Origin of the sequence: Bacteroides acidifaciens (genome assembly GCF_903181435.1) — a bacterium.
GTDB lineage: Bacteria > Bacteroidota > Bacteroidia > Bacteroidales > Bacteroidaceae > Bacteroides.
This window is the reverse complement of record NZ_CAEUHO010000001.1, coordinates 1,148,697-1,168,999: the sequence shown is the minus strand read 5'-3', so window position 1 is coordinate 1,168,999 and position 20,303 is coordinate 1,148,697. Positions and strand designations below refer to the sequence as shown.

The 20,303-nt window shown below is 44.6% G+C and carries 10 protein-coding genes and 1 pseudogene; 4 read left to right on the top strand and 7 right to left on the bottom strand.

All coding sequences use genetic code 11. The annotated features are described in order from the left end of the window. Entirely contained in the window at positions 1–1,299 is a 1,299-nt protein-coding gene (locus CLIN57ABFB40_RS04710) for a phenylacetate--CoA ligase family protein (protein ID WP_175629101.1), read from the bottom strand. A gap of 134 nt (positions 1,300–1,433) precedes the next feature. Here CLIN57ABFB40_RS04710 and uvrB point away from each other — a divergent pair, with 134 nt between their 5' ends. Continuing rightward, the gene (uvrB, locus tag CLIN57ABFB40_RS04705; RefSeq protein ID WP_175630336.1) at positions 1,434–3,467 is read left to right on the top strand and encodes an excinuclease ABC subunit UvrB; all 2,034 of its coding nucleotides are present in this window, start codon (positions 1,434–1,436) and stop codon (positions 3,465–3,467) included. A 409-nt stretch (positions 3,468–3,876) separates the two neighbouring features. On the opposite strand, the gene CLIN57ABFB40_RS04700 is transcribed toward uvrB, so the two are convergent. Then, complete coding sequence (locus CLIN57ABFB40_RS04700; RefSeq protein WP_175629100.1) at positions 3,877–4,581, bottom strand: SGNH/GDSL hydrolase family protein; 705 nt, start codon at positions 4,579–4,581, stop codon at positions 3,877–3,879. A 323-nt stretch (positions 4,582–4,904) separates the two neighbouring features. On the opposite strand from CLIN57ABFB40_RS04700, the pseudogene CLIN57ABFB40_RS20495 reads away from it, so the two are divergent. Then, positions 4,905–4,991 (top strand): annotated as a pseudogene (locus CLIN57ABFB40_RS20495) (vancomycin high temperature exclusion protein); the annotation flags it as partial. A gap of 9 nt (positions 4,992–5,000) precedes the next feature. Further along, positions 5,001–5,477, top strand: a complete 477-nt coding sequence (locus CLIN57ABFB40_RS04695; RefSeq protein WP_175629099.1) for a hypothetical protein — start codon at positions 5,001–5,003, stop codon at positions 5,475–5,477. Positions 5,478–5,661: 184 nt separating this feature from the next. Here the strand turns inward: CLIN57ABFB40_RS04695 and CLIN57ABFB40_RS04690 are convergent, their stop codons facing one another. The 5 genes from CLIN57ABFB40_RS04690 to glmS all read right to left on the bottom strand — a co-directional run bounded on the left by CLIN57ABFB40_RS04690 (position 5,662) and on the right by glmS (position 15,371). Next, positions 5,662–6,708, bottom strand: a complete 1,047-nt coding sequence (locus CLIN57ABFB40_RS04690) for a mannose-1-phosphate guanylyltransferase (protein ID WP_175629098.1) — start codon at positions 6,706–6,708, stop codon at positions 5,662–5,664. Between the two features lie 481 nt (positions 6,709–7,189). Next, positions 7,190–10,417, bottom strand: coding sequence for a carbamoyl-phosphate synthase (glutamine-hydrolyzing) large subunit (carB, locus tag CLIN57ABFB40_RS04685; protein ID WP_175629097.1), 3,228 nt, complete (start codon positions 10,415–10,417; stop codon positions 7,190–7,192). Positions 10,418–10,426: 9 nt separating this feature from the next. After that, complete coding sequence (carA, locus tag CLIN57ABFB40_RS04680; protein ID WP_175629096.1) at positions 10,427–11,575, bottom strand: glutamine-hydrolyzing carbamoyl-phosphate synthase small subunit; 1,149 nt, start codon at positions 11,573–11,575, stop codon at positions 10,427–10,429. A gap of 27 nt (positions 11,576–11,602) precedes the next feature. Beyond that, on the bottom strand, positions 11,603–13,486 hold the full coding sequence (locus CLIN57ABFB40_RS04675; RefSeq protein WP_175629095.1) for an amidophosphoribosyltransferase: 1,884 nt from the start codon (positions 13,484–13,486) through the stop codon (positions 11,603–11,605). 40 nt (positions 13,487–13,526) lie between these two features. Beyond that, a complete protein-coding gene (glmS, locus tag CLIN57ABFB40_RS04670) occupies positions 13,527–15,371 on the bottom strand; it encodes a glutamine--fructose-6-phosphate transaminase (isomerizing) (protein WP_175629094.1) in 1,845 nt (614 codons plus the stop codon). Positions 15,372–15,733: 362 nt separating this feature from the next. Here glmS and gltB point away from each other — a divergent pair, with 362 nt between their 5' ends. After that, the gene (gltB, locus tag CLIN57ABFB40_RS04665; RefSeq protein ID WP_175629093.1) at positions 15,734–20,299 is read left to right on the top strand and encodes a glutamate synthase large subunit; all 4,566 of its coding nucleotides are present in this window, start codon (positions 15,734–15,736) and stop codon (positions 20,297–20,299) included. Positions 20,300–20,303: the final 4 nt, after the last annotated feature.

Here is a 20,303-nt window from a genome sequence, read left to right as displayed (position 1 = left end):
TTATATTTTTCTGTTATCAATCACTCGTTTCGCTTTGCCTACGCTACGCTCAATGCTGCGCGGTTCTACCAGTTTCACGTTAACTCCCAATCCAATTACGCTTTGCAGACGTCCTGCCAGTTTTTTCTTCAAGGCCAGCATTTTGTTAATCTCGTCCGAATAGTATTCAGGGCGTACCTCTACCTGAAGCTCCATCGTATCGGTATTGTTTTCACGACCTACTATCAACAGATAGTGAGGTTCAAATTCCGCCATTTCGAGAATAACGGACTCGATTTGCGTCGGGAACACGTTTACACCACGGATAATCAACATATCGTCACTACGTCCCAGAATGCGATCCATGCGCACCAACGTACGTCCACAAGAACATTTATCGTAATGCAAAGCAGTCAAGTCGCGCGTACGATAACGAAGCAACGGCATACCTTCCTTAGTCAGGTGGGTAAATACCAATTCGCCTGTTTGTCCGGATTCCACCGGTTGCAAAGTATTCGGATCTATAATTTCGGGGAAGTAATGGTCTTCATTCAAGTGCGTACCACGCTGGCATTCACACTCATAACCCACACCCGGTCCGGCTATTTCACTCAAACCATAAATATCATAAGCCTTGATGCCAAGCTTTTCCTCAATTTCATGACGCATATTTTCAGTCCAGGGTTCCGCACCGAAAGCCCCCATCTTCAGCTTAAATTCTTCGCGCGGCAAACCGGAATCTTTGATAGCATCCGCCAGATAAAGTGCATAAGAAGGCGTGCAACAAAGTACTGTCGAACCAAAATCATGCATCAAAGTAATCTGTTTCTCCGTGTTACCACTCGACATCGGAATAACGGAAGCTCCAATATTTTCAGCTCCGGCATGCGCACCCAGCCCACCTGTGAAAAGCCCGTATCCATAAGATACCTGGAATATGTCAGAGCGGCTTGCCCCATACGCAGTAAAAGCACGTGAAATACATTCCGCCCACGAAGACAAGTCCTTACGGGTATATCCAACAACTGTCGGCTTTCCGGTAGTACCGGAAGATGCATGGATACGTACAATCTGGCTCATCGGCACGGCACAAAGTCCGAACGGATAATTATCTCTTAAATCATGTTTCGTGGTAAACGGCAGTTTTACAATATCATCAATACTATTGATATCGTCGGGAGTAATCCCCATTTCCTGCATCTTCTTCCGATAGAAGGGCGTGTTGTGATAAACGTAATCTACAATTTTCTTGAGTCGTATGCTTTGAATCTTGCGAAGACTTTCGCGGTCCATACACTCAATGCTCTCATTCCAAATCATGTGTTTCTGGTATTACTAGTTGTATGAATCTGTTTTTTGATATTAATATGTTGCAAAGTAAAGGATTTATTTGGAAAAATGATTTGTAATCTCGATTATTTTACCGAATATTGCTCCACTTTTTAGGATTAACTATGAATTTTGAACTAACATCAGCTTACAAGCCTACGGGGGATCAACCGGAAGCTATCGCACAACTGACAGAAGGAATTCTTCAGGGAGTTCCTGCACAGACTTTATTGGGAGTCACCGGTTCGGGAAAAACATTTACCATCGCCAACGTAATTGCCAATATCAACAAACCGACGTTGATTTTGAGTCATAATAAAACACTGGCTGCCCAGCTATATGGCGAATTTAAAGGATTCTTCCCCAATAATGCGGTGGAGTATTATGTTTCTTACTACGATTATTACCAGCCGGAAGCCTATCTGCCAGGCAGTGACACATATATAGAAAAGGACTTGGCTATCAATGACGAAATTGACAAGCTGCGTCTTGCCGCTACTTCCGCCCTACTCTCCGGGCGAAAAGACGTGATAGTGGTTTCTTCCGTTTCCTGCATTTATGGTATGGGAAACCCTTCGGATTTCTATAAGAATGTGATTGATATAGAACGGGGCCGTATGATGGACCGCAACGTATTTCTTCGCCGTTTGGTGGACAGCCTGTATGTACGTAACGATATTGACCTTAACCGTGGCAATTTCCGCGTGAAAGGTGATACGGTAGATATTTATCTGGCTTACACAGACAATCTGCTTCGCGTCACCTTCTGGGGAGATGAAATTGATGGCATAGAAGAGGTCGATCCCATTACAGGTGTCACCATCGCTCCATTCGATGCTTATAAGATTTATCCGGCCAATTTATTTATGACCACCAAGGAAGCCACTCTCCGCGCCATTCACGAAATAGAGGATGATTTGACCAAACAAGTGGCTTTCTTTGAGTCCATCGGCAAGGAATATGAAGCAAAACGACTCTATGAGCGGGTCACTTACGATATGGAAATGATTCGGGAACTCGGCCATTGTTCCGGCATTGAAAATTATTCCCGTTATTTCGACGGTCGTGCTGCCGGCACCCGCCCCTACTGTCTGCTCGACTTCTTCCCTGAGGATTTTCTCATCGTTATTGATGAAAGTCATGTAAGCGTACCGCAAGTCCGCGCCATGTACGGGGGAGACCGTGCACGTAAAGTCAATCTTGTGGAATACGGATTCCGCCTGCCTGCCGCTATGGATAACCGTCCGCTGAAATTTGAAGAGTTTCAGGAAATGGCCAAACAAGTGGTTTACGTCAGTGCAACACCGGCTGATTATGAATTAATTCAATCCGAAGGTATTGTTGTGGAACAGGTAATCCGTCCTACCGGTTTATTGGATCCGATTATTGAAGTTCGTCCGAGCCTAAATCAGATTGATGACTTGATGGAAGAAATTCAATTGCGGATAGAAAAGGAAGAACGTGTACTTGTCACTACGCTGACCAAACGAATGGCGGAAGAATTGACGGAATACCTTCTTAATAATAATGTAAGATGTAATTATATCCATAGTGATGTCGATACGCTCGAACGTGTTAAAATCATGGATGATCTCCGGCAAGGAATTTACGATGTACTTATCGGAGTGAATCTGCTTCGTGAAGGGTTGGACCTTCCCGAAGTATCTCTTGTAGCTATTCTTGACGCAGATAAGGAAGGATTCCTTCGCTCCCACCGTTCGTTGACACAGACCGCGGGACGCGCCGCGCGTAATGTGAATGGAAAAGTTATCATGTACGCCGACAAAATGACGGATAGCATGAAGTTGACCATTGACGAGACTAACCGTCGTCGTGAAAAACAGTTGGCATATAATGAAGCAAACGGTATTACTCCACAACAAATCAAGAAGGCTAGAAATCTGACCTTATTCGGCAATGCAAACTCCGAAGCAAATGAATTATTGAAGGAGAAACATGCTTATATCGAACCTGCCACGCCAAATATCGCAGCCGATCCGGTAATACAGTATATGAGCAAACCGCAAATGGAAAAGAGCATCGAGCGTACCCGCAAACTTATGCAGGAAGCCGCCAAGAAATTGGAATTCATTGAAGCTGCCCAATATCGTGACGAATTACTGAAACTGGAAGATTTAATGAAAGAAAAATGGGGATAAGTTTTTTCATTCTCCATCTACCACGGAAGATGGAGAATCTTAACAAATCTATAATACAGGAGCCAAATATCTAACTAGTGTTATAAAAACACGAATCATTCACTGATAATTTGCAAATATCACGAAAGTCCGTATCTTTGCATTGTGTTTTTCATAGTATTAGATTTAAGGTTAACAAAGGTTGGAGCAAGGCGTTGCTCCTTTTTTTATGCCCGTACTTATCCTGTCTTTCTTATTTCGAACACACCACAAAAAACAGTGACGCTATCCGGGTGGGATACCGTCACTATCATAGCCACATACCGTCACTATGCCAACCGGATAGTGACGCCATTTTTATCCACTATTTTCTAGTACGAAAGTTTACTTATTTACGACCGTCGCCCGCATCAAAATCTGCCAACATTCCTCAAAGCGCTTTCTCTATCGCAGCTTTAATCAATGGTTCCATAATATCATATCCTTCACCTGTCGGATGAACTCCATCTTTTGTATATTGAGGATTCAAAGCTTGACTATCGCCGGCCACCATTGCCTTATAATAATTTACGAACGGAATTTTATTAGCCTTAGCATAAGCCTCTATACGGGCATTCAAGGCTTGAATCTTCTGTGGAGCATCTTTTATTTCCATTCTCCATTTAAAAGCCGCAGCAGGAAGTACGGAAGTCAATATCACCTTTATCTTATTTGCCTTAGCCAGTTCGACCATAGAAACGATATTGCCAAAAGTATAATCTTCATTATAAGGATTCGTATTTTCCGCCACATCATTGGTTCCGGCATTAATGACTACCAAAGCTGGAGAAAGATTTATCACATCTTCACGGAAGCGCAGCAAGAACTGATAGGAAGTCTGCCCACTAATACCACGACCGATATATCCGTTCGTCTTAAAAAACTCCGGATGAGTCCGCACCCACCCCTCGGTAATAGAGTTTCCCATAAACACAACCCTTTTCTCTTTTTTTGCCGGTGTCGGCAACGCTACATTTTCTTTTGCATAGCGAGCCAAGTTTGCAAAATCTTTTTTCTGAGCAAAAGTCTCTCCTATTGAGAAACTCAAACAAATAACAGCCAATAATGCCCACTCGCCTATCCTTTTTCCTTTCATCTTTATATTTTTAAGTATTAGTGAAATATTAATCACACGCAAAGATACAGAATTCTCATGTATCTTGTTACTCAATCAGCAAATAAGCGTTAACATCAAACCCAATTTTCTTAATCTATGTTATATAACATGTTGTTTTTCTTGGATTATTTGCTATTGTCGCAAAAGTCCGTACCTTTGCAATGTGTTTTTCATAGTATTAGATTTAAGGTTAACAAAGGTTGGAGCAAGGCGTTGCTCCTTTTTTTATGCCTATACGTTTGGAATCCTAAAAAAGAATGGTATTTTTGTAAACAAAAAATAAATGAAACGCAAATTGCTTTATATTTGCGAGAGTAAAAATGTTTATTGACTTAGCAATAGATAAACAGCCCCATTTCTTAGGAGAAAAAATTATAATTGGAAAATAAGAATAATTTATGGAACAACAGCCTCAACTCAACGACCACAACAAACAGGAGTACCCGCCCATGCATACAGCGGAGCATTTATTAAATGCCACTATGGTAAAAACTTTCGGTTGCCCACGCTCTCGCAATGCCCACATAGAAAGAAAAAAAAGTAAATGTGATTATATTCTTTCCTCTTGTCCGACAACAGAGCAGATACAATCTATTGAAAATAAAGTGAACGAAGTCATCAGTCAGAATCTGCCAGTGACTATTGAGTTTATGACACATGAGCAGGCTAAAGACATTGTAGACTTGAGCAAACTACCTGCCGATGCCAGCGAAACACTTCGCATCATTCGCATTGGAGATTATGATGCCTGTGCCTGCATCGGTTCGCATGTATCCAATACTTCTGAAGTAGGAAATTTCAAAATCATCAGCTATGATTATGACGAAGAACGACAAACGCTGAGATTAAGATTCAAGTTAATTGAGAAAAAGTAGGAATATTATCAAATTGACATCTATCTTATATAAACCAAAATCAAGATACATTTTGTCATTAAACAGGCTAATGGTCGTCCGACAAGCCAGCTAACAAACAGTAATGGACTGGATAAACCAGTCCATTATACTAAAACGGATGACAGGGATAACACCACGTGAATATCAGAATCCGGAATAGTTCTTATTTCGAGAACTCCTTAATCCTCTGTTCTTCTTCCAATTTGCAAATCAACAATGTATTATCTTTCTCGGCAATGATATATCCGTCCAGTCCTTGAACCACCACCCGCTTTTCTTCGCTGGTGTGTACAATACAGTTCTTACTGTCATACAGGCGAATATCCGTTCCTACCGTAGCATTTCCAGATTTATCTTGTGGCAAAAGTCCGCGCAAAGCGCCCCATGTACCCAAATCCGACCAACCGAATGAAGCAGGCAGTACATAGATTTCCTGGGCTTTCTCCATCACTGCGTAGTCAATAGAAATGCTTTCGCAAGTCGGGAACAGCTTCTTTATCGTTTCGCTTTCTTTCTCCGTATAGAAGTCTGGGAAGATACGGTCGAAAATCTGTGCAATCCCCGGAGCATATACACGCATCACCGAGGTTATGGTACGTACATTCCACACAAAGATTCCGGCATTCCAGAAGTAATTTCCTTCTGCCAAGTACCTCTCAGCAGTTTCTTTATCCGGTTTTTCTTTGAATGCATCTACCGTAAAAATCTCCTTATCCGTCATTATCTGATCTCCGGCAGCAATATATCCATATCCTGTTTCCGGACGGGTCGGTTTGATACCTAGGGTAACAATAGCACTGCTATCATTCGTAAAACGAAGCGCCTTCTCTACCACCCGGCGGAATTCCCCCGTATCAATAACCAGTGCATCCGAAGGAGTCACTACGATATTTGCATTCGGATGTTTCTTTTTAATCTTCCAACAAGCATAAGCTATACAAGGCGCAGTATTCCGTGCACAAGGCTCTGCCAAGATATTACTCTCCGGTATCTCGGGCAACTGCTCCCGAACAATATCTATATATTTCTCGGAAGTAACCACCCACATATTTTCCTTCGGGCAAACACCGTCAAAACGATCGGCTGTCAACTGAATCAGCGACCGTCCGCATCCCATTACATCAATAAATTGTTTTGGACATTCCGGTGTACTCATCGGCCAAAAACGACTGCCAATGCCACCAGCCATTATTACGACATGATTATCCATACCTGTTATTCTCCAATTTTTAAATAATCGCGCAAGTTACTCCAAAATGTCCAAATTTACAAGGAAAACAAAAGAAACTAATTAAAACACTTGTAACACATGGTGCTTTCTTAGTCTTAAAGCATAGCTTTAGAGGTCGTAAAGCTATGCTTTAGCCTTCGTAAAGCAGCGCTTTATGTTTTTCTCTTATTCGTATTTCGTTTTCCACCTTTGCTTGCTATAAAAAAATATATCAACGATCTTCGCAGATAGTTGATATAAAATCAGTATGATATTACAAGAAATAGAACGAATTTCCAATAAAGATGGCTGTTTACTAAGATTTTCATATGAAGTTTTTAATAACCTATACAAATTAATACCAAAATTGGCACATTAATCAGTAAGTAGACAAAAAGGCCGCTCCTGAATAACAAGAACGACCTTTTCATTTTTTCATTTCAGCAAAACGCTGTCATACTATCAAAAGAATGACAGCACATTACTTATATTCTGCCCAACTCTTGATAGCGATATCATCAATGCTCATCGTACAGAAAGCATTAATGAATGCACTAGCCAGACGGGCATTTGTAATCAACGGAATATTCAAGTCAATAGCTGCACGACGAATCTTATATCCATTGTCCAACTCTCCGGCTGTCAGGTTCTTAGGAATGTTGACTACCATATCAATTTCCTTATTATGGAGCATTTCCAATGCTTGCGGATGCCCCTCTTCGCTCGGCCAATAGACATGGGTACTTTCAATACCGTTTTCAGCAAGCGCTTTGTGCGTGCCACCGGTCGCAAAGAGTTTATATCCCTTATTCACCAGCATACGGGCTGCATCCATCATATCGGCTTTCTGTTTCATTGTTCCCGTGGAAAGCAGGATATTCTTTTGGGGGATACGATAGCCTACGGCAAGCATTGCTTTCAGTACGGCACAGGAAGTATCCATGCCGATACAACCAACTTCACCGGTAGAAGCCATATCTACTCCCAACACAGGGTCGGCTTTCTGCAAACGGTTGAAGGAGAACTGGGAAGCCTTGATTCCGACATAATCCAATTCGAAAAGATTCTTTTCCGGTTTTTCGACAGGCAGACCAAGCATGACTTTCGTTGCCAGTTCGATAAAGTTTATCTTCAATACTTTGCTGACAAACGGGAAAGAACGGCTGGCACGCAAGTTACATTCGATAACTTTGATATCATTGTCTTTTGCCAGATATTGGATATTGAACGGGCCTGAGATGTTCAAAGCCTTGGCAATCTCACGGCTGATACGTTTGATACGGCGGACAGTCTCTACATATAGCTTTTGTGGCGGGAATTGAATAGTAGCGTCACCGGAGTGCACACCCGCAAACTCAATATGTTCGCTGATAGCGTATGCTACGATTTCTCCATTCTGGGCTACGGCATCCATTTCCACTTCCTTGGCATGCTCGATAAACTGGCTTACCACTACCGGATGCTTCTTCGATACATTAGCTGCCAGTTTCAGGAAACGTTCAAGTTCTTCCTGATTGGAGCAGACATTCATCGCGGCACCTGAAAGTACATATGACGGACGGACAAGTACCGGGAAACCTACTTCGTCAACAAACTCATTGATGTCGTCCATAGAAGTCAACTCGCGCCAACGCGGCTGGTCTACACCGATACGGTCGAGCATGGCAGAGAACTTCTCGCGGTCTTCGGCGTTGTCAATGCTCTTGGCACTTGTACCGAGGATATTGATATTCTGTGCGTCCAGACGCAATGCCAGGTTATTCGGGATTTGCCCACCGGTAGATACGATGACACCATGCGGATTTTCGAGCTCCAGAATATCCATTACACGCTCGAAAGTCAGTTCGTCGAAGTAGAGACGGTCGCACATATCGTAGTCCGTAGATACGGTTTCGGGGTTATAGTTAATCATGACGCTGCACCATCCTTCCTTGCGGATTGTGTTCAAGGCCTGCACACCACACCAGTCGAACTCTACCGAGGAACCGATACGATAGGCACCGGAACCCAATACGACGATAGATTTATGGTCACCCAGATAATGAACGTCGTTTGCTACGCCGCTATAAGTAAGATACAGATAGTTAGTCTGCGCGGGATATTCGGCGGCCAAGGTATCAATTTGTTTCACAACCGGAAGAATACCTACATGCTTACGATGATTGCGAACATAAAGAATACCGTCTTCCATATCGCCTTCGTAACCAATGGCACGGGCAATCTGAAAGTCGGAGAAGCCCTGGACTTTCGCTTTACGAAGCAGTTCGTCCGGCAAGTCGGCAATCTGTTTGTGGTTATTTCCCCAGCTATGCAGTTCTTCGGAAGTTTCCATGATATTCATCAACTTCTGAAGGAACCATTTGTCAATCTTTGTCAGTTCGTGCACCTGGTCGATAGTATATCCGGCACGGAATGCTTTCGAGATGACAAAAATACGTTTATCGGTCGGTTCACGAAGCGCTTTGTCGATATCGGAGATTACCAGTTCCTTGTTTTCTACAAATCCGTGCATCCCCTGCCCTATCATGCGAAGCCCTTTTTGGATAGCTTCTTCAAAAGTACGACCGATAGCCATTACCTCACCGACTGATTTCATGGAAGAACCCAGTTCTTTATCTACTCCGTGGAACTTACCTAAGTCCCAACGGGGAATTTTACAGACTACATAATCCAGAGCAGGTTCAAAGAAGGCGGAAGTCGTTTTTGTTACAGAGTTTTTCAGGTCGAAAAGCCCGTAACCCAATCCTAACTTGGCGGCAACGAAAGCCAACGGATAACCGGTTGCTTTGGAAGCCAAAGCCGATGAGCGAGAAAGACGGGCATTTACCTCAATCACCCGATAGTCTTCAGATTCCGGGTCAAAAGCATATTGCACGTTACATTCGCCGACGATACCGATATGACGGATGATGCGGATAGCCAGTTCACGGAGTTTATGATATTCTTTGTTAGTAAGTGTCTGAGAGGGAGCGATAACAATAGACTCACCGGTATGAATGCCTAGTGGGTCAAAGTTTTCCATATTACAAACAGTGATACAGTTGTCAAAGCGGTCGCGCACCACTTCGTATTCCACTTCTTTCCAGCCACGGAGTGATTTTTCCACCAACACCTGCGGAGAGAAAGAAAAAGCCTTTTCTACGAGGACGTCCAATTGTTCCTCGTTATCACAAAAGCCGGAGCCCAGACCACCCAACGCATAAGCAGCACGGACAATCACCGGATAACCCAGCTCTTTTGCTGCGCGACGGGCGTCTTCCGCATTTTCTACGGCTTCACTCTTGATAGTCTTTACGTCAATTTCGTTTAGTTTCTGCACGAAAAGTTCACGGTCTTCGGTATCCATAATAGCCTGTACCGGGGTACCGAGCACCTTTACATTATATTTTTCAAGGATTCCTTCCTTATATAAAGCTACGCCGCAATTCAAGGCCGTCTGCCCGCCGAATGCAAGCATAATGCCTTCGGGCTTCTCTTTCTGAATCACTTTCTCTACAAAGTACGGGGTCACCGGCAGGAAGTAGATTTGGTCGGCCACCCCTTCGGAAGTCTGTACCGTAGCAATATTCGGGTTGATAAGAACCGTTTCAATCCCCTCTTCTTTCAAGGCTTTGAGCGCCTGCGAACCGGAATAATCAAACTCACCGGCCTCACCGATTTTCAGGGCACCGGAACCCAACAGTAATACTTTCTTTATATTTTCTTTCATGATTGTCGGTTATTTAAGCAGGTTTACAAATTCGTCGAACAAAAATTCCGTATCCGTAGGGCCGCTGGCAGCTTCCGGGTGGAATTGCGCCGAGAACCAAGGATTTGTCTTATGCTTGATTCCTTCATTGGAACCGTCGTTCATATTGATGAAAAGCGGTTCCCAATCTGCGCCCAACGTATTATTGTCTACGGCATAACCGTGATTCTGAGAAGTGATGAAACAACGTTCCGTGCCTACCATACGCACAGGTTGGTTGTGACTACGGTGCCCGTATTTCAGTTTGTATATTTTGGCGCCACCTGCTTTCGAAAGTAATTGGTTACCCATGCAGATTCCGAAGATAGGGAGTTTCTCATTTTTCATTGCCTTACGGATATTTTGTACCGCAGCATCGCAAGTATCCGGGTCGCCCGGGCCATTGGAAATAAATAATCCGTCAAATTCGAGTCCGTTGAAATCATAATCCCAAGGCACGCGAATCACTTCGACATCACGTTTCAGCAGGCAACGGATGATGTTGGTCTTTACTCCACAATCTACCAATACCACTTTTTTAAATTGAGAATTGAAAGTTGATAGTTGAGAATTAAGTTGCGCAATGGGAGTATTTACAGGAAAAGAGTGAGAAGTTACGTCGGGAAGATAAGAGATTATTTCCTTGCAACTTACTTTGTCTACGTAATTAACGCCTGCATAAGCAGCTTCGGGAATATGCTCCGGCTCATCATCAAAGACAATCTTTCCCATCATCACACCATGTTCACGGAGCACTTTCGTCAATTCACGAGTATCAATACCTGTGATACCGGGAATTTTTTCACGTTTCAACCAATCGCCGAGACTTTCCACTGCGTTCCAGTGGCTGTATTCATAAGAATAGTCACTTACGATAATCGCTTCCGCATGGATTTTCTCGCTCTCCATAAAAGTGGCGAGCCCGTTCGGTTCGATTGTAAAAGGAGGAACTCCGTAGTTGCCTATCAAGGGATAGGTAAGAGTCATCAACTGTCCGGCATACGAAGGGTCAGTAAGGCTCTCGGGATATCCGGTCATGGCAGTATTGAAAACTACTTCACCCGCCACCGGCTTCTCGTAGCCAAACGACTTGCCAGAGAACCGGCTCCCGTCGTCAAGGATTAATGTCACATTTCTCATTCTTATTATTGAATCGTTGTATGGTTGTTAAAATTGATACATTTGCTCTATGTAATCGATAAATGCCCGGTTCACCATTTTCACACCACCCGGTGTAGGGTAATTGCCGCTGAAGTACCAATCGCCCGTATGGTTCGGGCAAGCTTCGTGAAGTCCTTCCAACGGTTGGTAGACGATTTCGACTTTCGCTCTCGTCCCTTTCGGTGTCAACAATTCCACCATCTTGGCGGAGATTTCTTCATCGGTGAAAGGAGCATAAATGTCTTTTACGTAATTCACCATCTGCTCTTTCGGCAGTCCTACCTGGTCTTTGGATTTACGGTAAGCGGCAGCAATCACATCTTTCATATCGCGTTCTTTCAGAAGCTCGATAGCTGCCCTGAAAGCAATAAATTCGCTCATCTTCGCCATGTCTATGCCGTAATAATCAGGATAACGTACTTGCGGTGAAGAGGATACGATGACAATCTTCTTCGGGCTGAGACGGTCGAGAATACCGATTATACTTTGTTTCAGCGTTGTACCGCGCACAATACTGTCGTCAATTATCACCAAGTTATCGACACCGGGCACGAGACTTCCGTATGTAATGTCATATACGTGAGCCGCCAAATCATTGCGGCTGTTTCCTTCGGCAATGAAAGTGCGGAGCTTGATATCCTTGATAGCCACCTTTTCACTACGGATACGGCGAGAAAGGATTACTTCCAGTTCTTCCATGTTCGGGTTATGCCCCAATGCGGCAATCTGCTGCACTTTCTCTTCGTTCAGATAATCGTCCAATCCTTGCAGCATTCCGTAGAAAGCGACTTCGGCAGTATTGGGAATAAAAGAGAAAACGGTATGGTCGATGTCGTTATTGATAGCTTTCAGGATTTTCGGAACTAACTTTTCGCCCAGCAGTTTTCTTTCCTTATAGATATCTACGTCACTACCACGGGAGAAGTAGATACGTTCAAAAGAGCAAGCGTGCTTCTCATGAGGTTTGATAATTTGCGAAGTACGTATTTTGCCTTCCTTGCTGATAAGCAGCGCTTGTCCCGGTTGCAGCTCTTTAATTTCTTCAAACGGAACATTCAGGACAGTCTGGATGACCGGACGTTCGGAAGCTAATACGGCTATCTCGTCATCCTGATACCAAAATGCGGGACGAATCCCCCACGGGTCGCGGATAGCGAAAGATTCACCGCTTCCGGTCAGTCCGCAGATAACATATCCCCCATCCCACTCACGGCTGGAAGTACGCAATACATTAGACAGGTCGATATGCTCTTCTATATAATTGGTGATGCCCATACCTGTGAGCCCGTCTGCTTCGGCAAGATTAAAGACACGTTCCACTTCACGGTCGAGACGGTGTCCCACCTGTTCCAACATGATGTATGTATCGGCATATTTACGCGGATGCTGACCGATAGCCGTAATACGGGCAAATATTTCATCTACGTTCGTCATATTGAAGTTACCGCAGAGAGCCAGGTTCTTGGCACGCCAGTTGTTTCTTCTCAAAAACGGATGTACGTAAGAGATGCCGGATTTCCCTGTGGTGGAATAACGGAGATGCCCCATATATGCTTCACCGACAAAAGGTAAAGTACGTTTGGCATACTCCGCATCATGCAGTTGTTCGGGAGTCAAATCCTTGAAATTGTTCTGCACATTTTCAAAGATTTCGGTAATGGCACCGGAACCCAGGGCACGTTCGCGGAACATATATTCTTCACCCGGATTGGCTTCCAGTTTCACGCAAGCCAGTCCCGCACCTTCCTGTCCACGGTTGTGCTGCTTTTCCATCAGCAGATAAAGCTTGTTCAGGCCGTACATCCACGTTCCGTACTTCTTCTCGTAATACTCCAGCGGTTTAAGCAGGCGTATCATGGCAACGCCACATTCATGTTTCAATTGTTCCATTTATACAAATCCAAATTACCTGTTATATATATTACAAGATTTACTCCACAGTTACAGATTTAGCCAGATTCCTGGGCTGGTCTACATCCATTCCCTTGCAGACTGCTATGTGGTATGCAAGCAATTGGAGAGGTACCGTAGTAATTAACGGATTGAGACATTCGATTGTTTCAGGAAGCTCGATACTGCAATCGGCAATCTGGCTGATAACCGTATCTCCTTTCGTCACAAAAGCAATCACCCGTCCTTTCCGCGCCTTGATTTCCTGAATGTTGCTCAGCACTTTTTCGTACAGGGCATTTTGGGTGGCAATCACCACTACCGGCATTTCTGCGTCAATCAAGGCAATCGGGCCGTGCTTCATCTCGGCAGCCGGATAACCTTCGGCATGAATATACGAAATTTCTTTCAATTTCAGCGCACCTTCGAGAGCTACGGGATAACTATATCCGCGTCCCAAATAAATAAAGTTGTGTGCATAGGTGAAAGTTTTCGATAGTTCCGCCAGTTTATCATTCAATTTCAACACTTCTTTCATTTTCTCAGGAATTTGATTCAACTCCCTCACAACCGAAAGATAATACTGTTCGTCAATCGTTCCCTTTTCTTTGGCAAGTGTCAATGCCAACATCGCTAATACAGTGACCTGTCCCGTAAATGCTTTGGTAGAAGCAACTCCGATTTCCGGGCCTACGTGGATATACGAACCGGTGTGAGTGGCACGGGGAATCGACGAACCGATGGCATTACAAATTCCGTATATAAATGCCCCACGGCTCTTTGCCAATTCTACGGCAGCCAATGTATCGGCAGTCTCGCCACTCTGAGAGATGGCAATCACTACATCCTGCTCGTTAATCACAGGGTCGCGGTAACGGAATTCAGAAGCATATTCCACTTCTACCGGTATGCGGCAGAAACTTTCAATCAGTTGTTTGCCGATAAGTCCGGCATGCCAGGAAGTTCCGCAAGCCACGATAATAAACCGTTTGGCACTCAGCAGCCTTTCCTTATTATCAATCACTGCCGAAAGCACTACGTTGTCCGCATCTACATTGATGCGTCCGCGCATACAATCATGGATGCAATCTGGCTGTTCAAAAATCTCTTTCAACATAAAGTGCGGATAACCGCCCTTTTCTAATTGTCCGAGCTTCAATTCCACTTTCTTCACTTCGGGAGTCATTTCGACATTATTCAAATCGACTACCTTCAACTCTTCACCCCTGTTTATTACGGCAATCTCTCCGTCTTCCAAGTAGACCACCTTATCTGTATATTCTACAATCGGAGTGGCGTCCGAAGCCAGAAAGAATTCATCTTCGCCAATACCCACTACCAGCGGGCTGCTTTTGCGTGCCGCAATAATCTCATCCGGATGCTCTTTATCAAGAATCGCAATCGCATAAGCGCCAATCACCTCTCCCAGCGCCAACTGAACGGCAGCCAGCAAACTAACCTGATTGGTAACTTTCATGTATTCTATTAATTGAACGAGAACTTCGGTATCTGTACTGCTTTTAAAGATGTAGCCTTTAGCTTGGAGTTTTTCTTTGAGTACGGCGTAGTTTTCAATGATACCGTTATGAATGAGAGCGAGTTTTTCGGAAGAAGAGTAATGAGGATGGGCGTTAGCGGAACAAGGTTCCCCGTGAGTAGCCCAACGAGTATGGGCGATTCCGATTGTACCGGAAATATCTTTCTGTGTGACGAAATTTTCGAGTTCGGAGACTTTTCCTTTCGTCTTGTACACATTCAACTGTTGGTTGTCACTGATGATTGCTACCCCTGCGCTGTCATATCCACGATACTCTAATCGCTTCAGCCCTTTTATAAGGATGGGGTAGGCTTTTCTTTTACCAATATAGCCTACTATTCCACACATATTATGATATTTTTATTTCGGCTGCAAATATACACATTCCAAATAACATAAAGATAACAATTTCGATATTTATTTGACAGAAACGCACAAAAAAGTTGTAAACACATCAAAAAGTTAAATAATATAATCTTTTTAGCTCAAAAAGAAACAGATTACAATCAGTTTCAAATAACAGATATCAGGATAACAAATTAAAAGCAATTCAAAGGATTTTGGTTACAAATTAAAAGAATAAAGAACAGGCTTTATATTTCGTGTCATAGAAAGACGGTATTTTACTATCATTATGAAATTAAATACTTATTTTTGCCGAACATTTTGATACATCAAACAGGTATTATCATACAATAAAGCTAGTAAGAATGAAGAAACAAGAACTTTTTAACAACGAAACAGAAGGATTCCCTTACCAACGACAGCCCAAACAGGCGGGCTTGTACGATGCGGCATACGAACACGATGCCTGCGGTGTTGGTATGCTGGTAAACATTCACGGAGAAAAGTCACACGACATTGTTGAGTCGGCTTTAAAGGTATTGGAGAACATGCGCCACCGCGGCGCCGAGGGTGCGGACAACAAAACCGGAGACGGTGCAGGCATTATGTTACAAATCCCGCACGAGTTTATTTTATTACAAGGCATCCCCGTTCCCGAAAAGGGACGTTATGGTACCGGTCTGCTTTTTCTACCCAAAAATGAAAAAGACCAGGCATCCATTTTGAGTATCATCATCGAAGAAATCGAAAAGGAAGGGCTTACGCTGATGCATCTGCGAAACGTACCTACTTGCCCGGAAATCTTAGGAGAAGCGGCTTTGACCAATGAACCGGATATCAAGCAGGTATTTATCACAGGATTTACGGAAACGGAGACTGCCGACCGCAAACTGTATCTGATTCGTAAGAGAATCGAAAATAAAGTCAGAATGTCAGCCATTCCGGCAAAAGAGGATTTTTATGTCGTTTCGCTCTCCACAAAAAGTATTATATATAAAGGTATGCTTTCGTCGTTGCAGCTACGCAACTATTATCCTGACCTGACGAACAGTTACTTTACCAGCGGACTGGCTTTGGTGCATTCCCGCTTCAGTACCAACACGTTCCCAACATGGGGTTTGGCACAACCTTTCCGTCTCCTGGCACACAATGGCGAAATCAATACGATTCGCGGTAACCGCGGCTGGATGGAAGCCCGCGAAAGTGTACTTTCCTCTCCCACTCTCGGAGATATCAAAGAGATTCGTCCGATTATACAGCCGGGTATGAGTGACAGTGCTTCATTGGATAATGTTCTGGAATTTTTAGTAATGTCGGGATTGAGCCTGCCTCACGCCATGGCAATGCTTGTACCGGAGTCTTTCAACGAGAAGAATCCCATCAGTGAAGATTTGAAGTCTTTCTATGAATATCACTCTATATTAATGGAGCCCTGGGACGGACCTGCCGCCCTGCTGTTCAGTGACGGACGTTTTGCCGGCGGTATGCTCGACCGTAACGGTCTGCGTCCCGCCCGCTACTTGATTACGAAAAATGATATGATGGTAGTAGCTTCGGAAGTTGGCGTAATGGATTTCGAACCGGGAGATATTAAAGAAAAAGGACGGCTACAACCGGGTAAGATTCTATTGATTGACACGGAAAAGGGCGAAATATATTACGATGGTGAACTGAAAAAGCAATTGTCGGAAGCAAAACCTTACCGCACATGGCTGGCTACCAACCGTATCGAACTGGACGAATTGAAAAGCGGACGCAAAGTGCCTCATCATGTAGAAAACTATGACCGGATGCTCCGCACTTTCGGTTATTCAAAAGAGGACATCGAAAGACTGATTATGCCCATGGCAAGCACCGGCGCAGAGCCTATCCATTCAATGGGCAACGATACCCCGTTGGCTGTGCTTTCGGACAAGCCGCAATTGCTCTACAATTATTTCCGCCAACAATTCGCCCAGGTGACGAATCCACCGATTGACCCGCTACGCGAGGAACTGGTGATGTCATTGACGGAATATATCGGTGCTGTCGGCATGAATATTCTGACACCGAGCGAAAGCCATTGTAAGATGGTGCGTCTGAACCATCCGATTCTAAGCAATACTCAATTGGATATTTTATGTAATATCCGCTATAAAGGTTTTAAAACTGTCAAGCTTCCGATGCTTTTTGAAGTAGCGAAAGGAAAAGCCGGGCTTCAAGAAGCACTGGGCGGACTTTGCAAAATGGCGGAAGAATCCGTGACGGAAGGCGTGAACTATATCATTCTGAGTGACCGTGATGTGGATGCCGACCATGCAGTAATCCCGTCCCTTTTGGCGGTAAGCGCTGTTCATCACCATCTGATTTCCGTTGGGAAACGTGTGCAAACGGCACTGGTAGTAGAAAGCGGTGAAATACGCGAGGTGATGCACGCAGCCTTATTACTCGGCTTCGGGGCAAGCGCGCTGAATCCATATATGGCATTTGCGGTGCTTGACAAATTGGTGAAAGACAGGGATATTCAATTGGACTACGCTACGGCCGAGAAGAATTATATCAAGTCCATCTGCAAAGGTCTGTTCAAGATTATGAGCAAGATGGGTATCTCCACCATCCGTTCATACCGCGGTGCCAAGATTTTCGAAGCTGTCGGTTTGAGCGAAGAGTTAAGCAAGGCTTATTTCGGGGGACTCGGCTCACCAATTGGGGGTATTCGGCTGGAAGAGATTGCAAGAGACGCCATTGCTTTCCACGAAGAAGGATTTGAAGAAGTTGAGAATGGAGAGACTCCCAACTCTCAACTTCTTAAAAGCAACGGAGTATATTCATTCCGCAAAGACGGAGAACAGCATGCATGGAATCCCGAAACCATCAGTACGCTGCAATTGGCTACCCGCCTGGGCAGTTATAAGAAATTCAAAGAATATACTCACTTGGTAGACGAGAAAGAGAAACCTATCTTCCTGCGTGATTTCCTGGGATTCCGCCGCAATCCGATTTCTATCGATCAGGTGGAACCGGTAGAGAATATTTTGCATCGTTTTGTCACAGGTGCCATGTCTTTCGGCTCTATCAGCAAAGAGGCTCATGAGGCAATGGCTATCGCCATGAATAAAATTCACGGACGCAGTAATACCGGCGAGGGCGGTGAAGACGCTTCCCGCTTCCAACCGCTACCGGACGGCAGTTCCCTGCGAAGTGCCATCAAGCAGGTGGCTTCGGGACGTTTCGGTGTGACAGCGGAATATCTAGTGAATGCGGATGAGATTCAGATTAAGATAGCCCAAGGGGCAAAGCCGGGTGAAGGCGGACAACTTCCGGGATTCAAGGTGAACGATGTGATTGCCAAGACACGCCACTCTATTCCGGGAATTTCTCTGATTTCTCCCCCGCCCCATCACGATATTTATTCGATAGAGGATTTGGCTCAATTGATTTTCGATTTGAAGAACGTAAATCCACAAGCCAAAATCAGTGTGAAGTTGGTTGCAGAAAGTGGCGTAGGCACGATTGCCGCGGGTGTGGCAAAGGCGAAGGCGGACTTGATTGTTATTTCCGGTGCCGAAGGGGGCACGGGGGCTTCTCCCGCTTCTTCTATCCGTTATGCGGGTATCTCTCCCGAACTGGGATTGAGCGAGACACAACAGACATTGGTTCTAAACGGGCTTCGCGGCCAAGTGGTTCTGCAAGCTGACGGGCAATTAAAAACCGGACGGGACATTATCTTAATGGCATTGATGGGAGCCGAAGAATATGGTTTTGCCACCTCTGCACTGATTGTATTAGGTTGTGTCATGATGCGTAAATGTCATCAGAACACTTGCCCTGTAGGAGTTGCCACACAGAATGAGGAGTTGCGCAAACGTTTCCACGGACGCAGTGAATATTTAGTGAATTTCTTCATGTTCCTGGCGCAGGAAGTTCGTGAACATCTGGCGGAAATGGGATTCACCCGGATGGATGACATTATCGGACGGACAGACTTGATTGAACGTAAATCCGTAGCGGACGACCCGAATCCGAAGCATGCGTTGATTGATTTCAACAGGATGCTGGCACGTATTGATAATGCTGCCGCTATCCGTCATGTCACCGACCAGGAGCATGGAATCTCTACTGTAAAGGATGTGGCTATCATTGATGCCGCCCAAGATGCCATCAAACATGAGAAAGAAATCTCTTTAGAATATACGATTGCGAATACAGACCGTGCAATAGGTGCTATGCTTTCGGGAGTAATCGCGAAGAAGCATGGAGCTAAGGGATTGCCGGAACATACGTTGAATGTGAAATTCAAAGGTTCGGCAGGGCAGTCTTTCGGTGCATTTCTTGTACCGGGTGTCAACTTTAAACTGGAAGGAGAAGCGAACGACTATTTGGGCAAGGGTCTGAGTGGCGGACGTATCGCCGTACTTCCCCCTATCCGCAGCAATTTCGAAGCTGACAAGAATACAATTGCCGGTAACACATTGCTTTACGGCGCCACAAGTGGTGAAGTGTATATCAACGGTCGTGTAGGAGAACGTTTTGCCGTACGTAATTCGGGTGCCGTCGCCGTAGTGGAAGGTGTAGGCGACCACTGTTGCGAATATATGACCGGCGGACGCGTTGTAGTCCTCGGACAAACCGGACGCAACTTTGCAGCCGGCATGAGTGGCGGTGTAGCCTATGTATGGAACAAAGACGGCAACTTCGATTATTTCTGTAATATGGAGATGGTGGAATTGTCCCTTATCGAAGAAGCAAGCTACCGGAAAGAGTTACACGAACTGATTCGCCAGCACTACCTGTACACGGGCTCCAAACTGGCACGAACAATGCTTGACGACTGGAATCATTATGTAGACCAATTCATCCAGATAGTACCTATCGAATACAAAAAAGTATTGCAGGAAGAACAGATGAGAAAGTTACAACAGAAAATTGCAGACATGCAAAGAGACTATTAGGGAA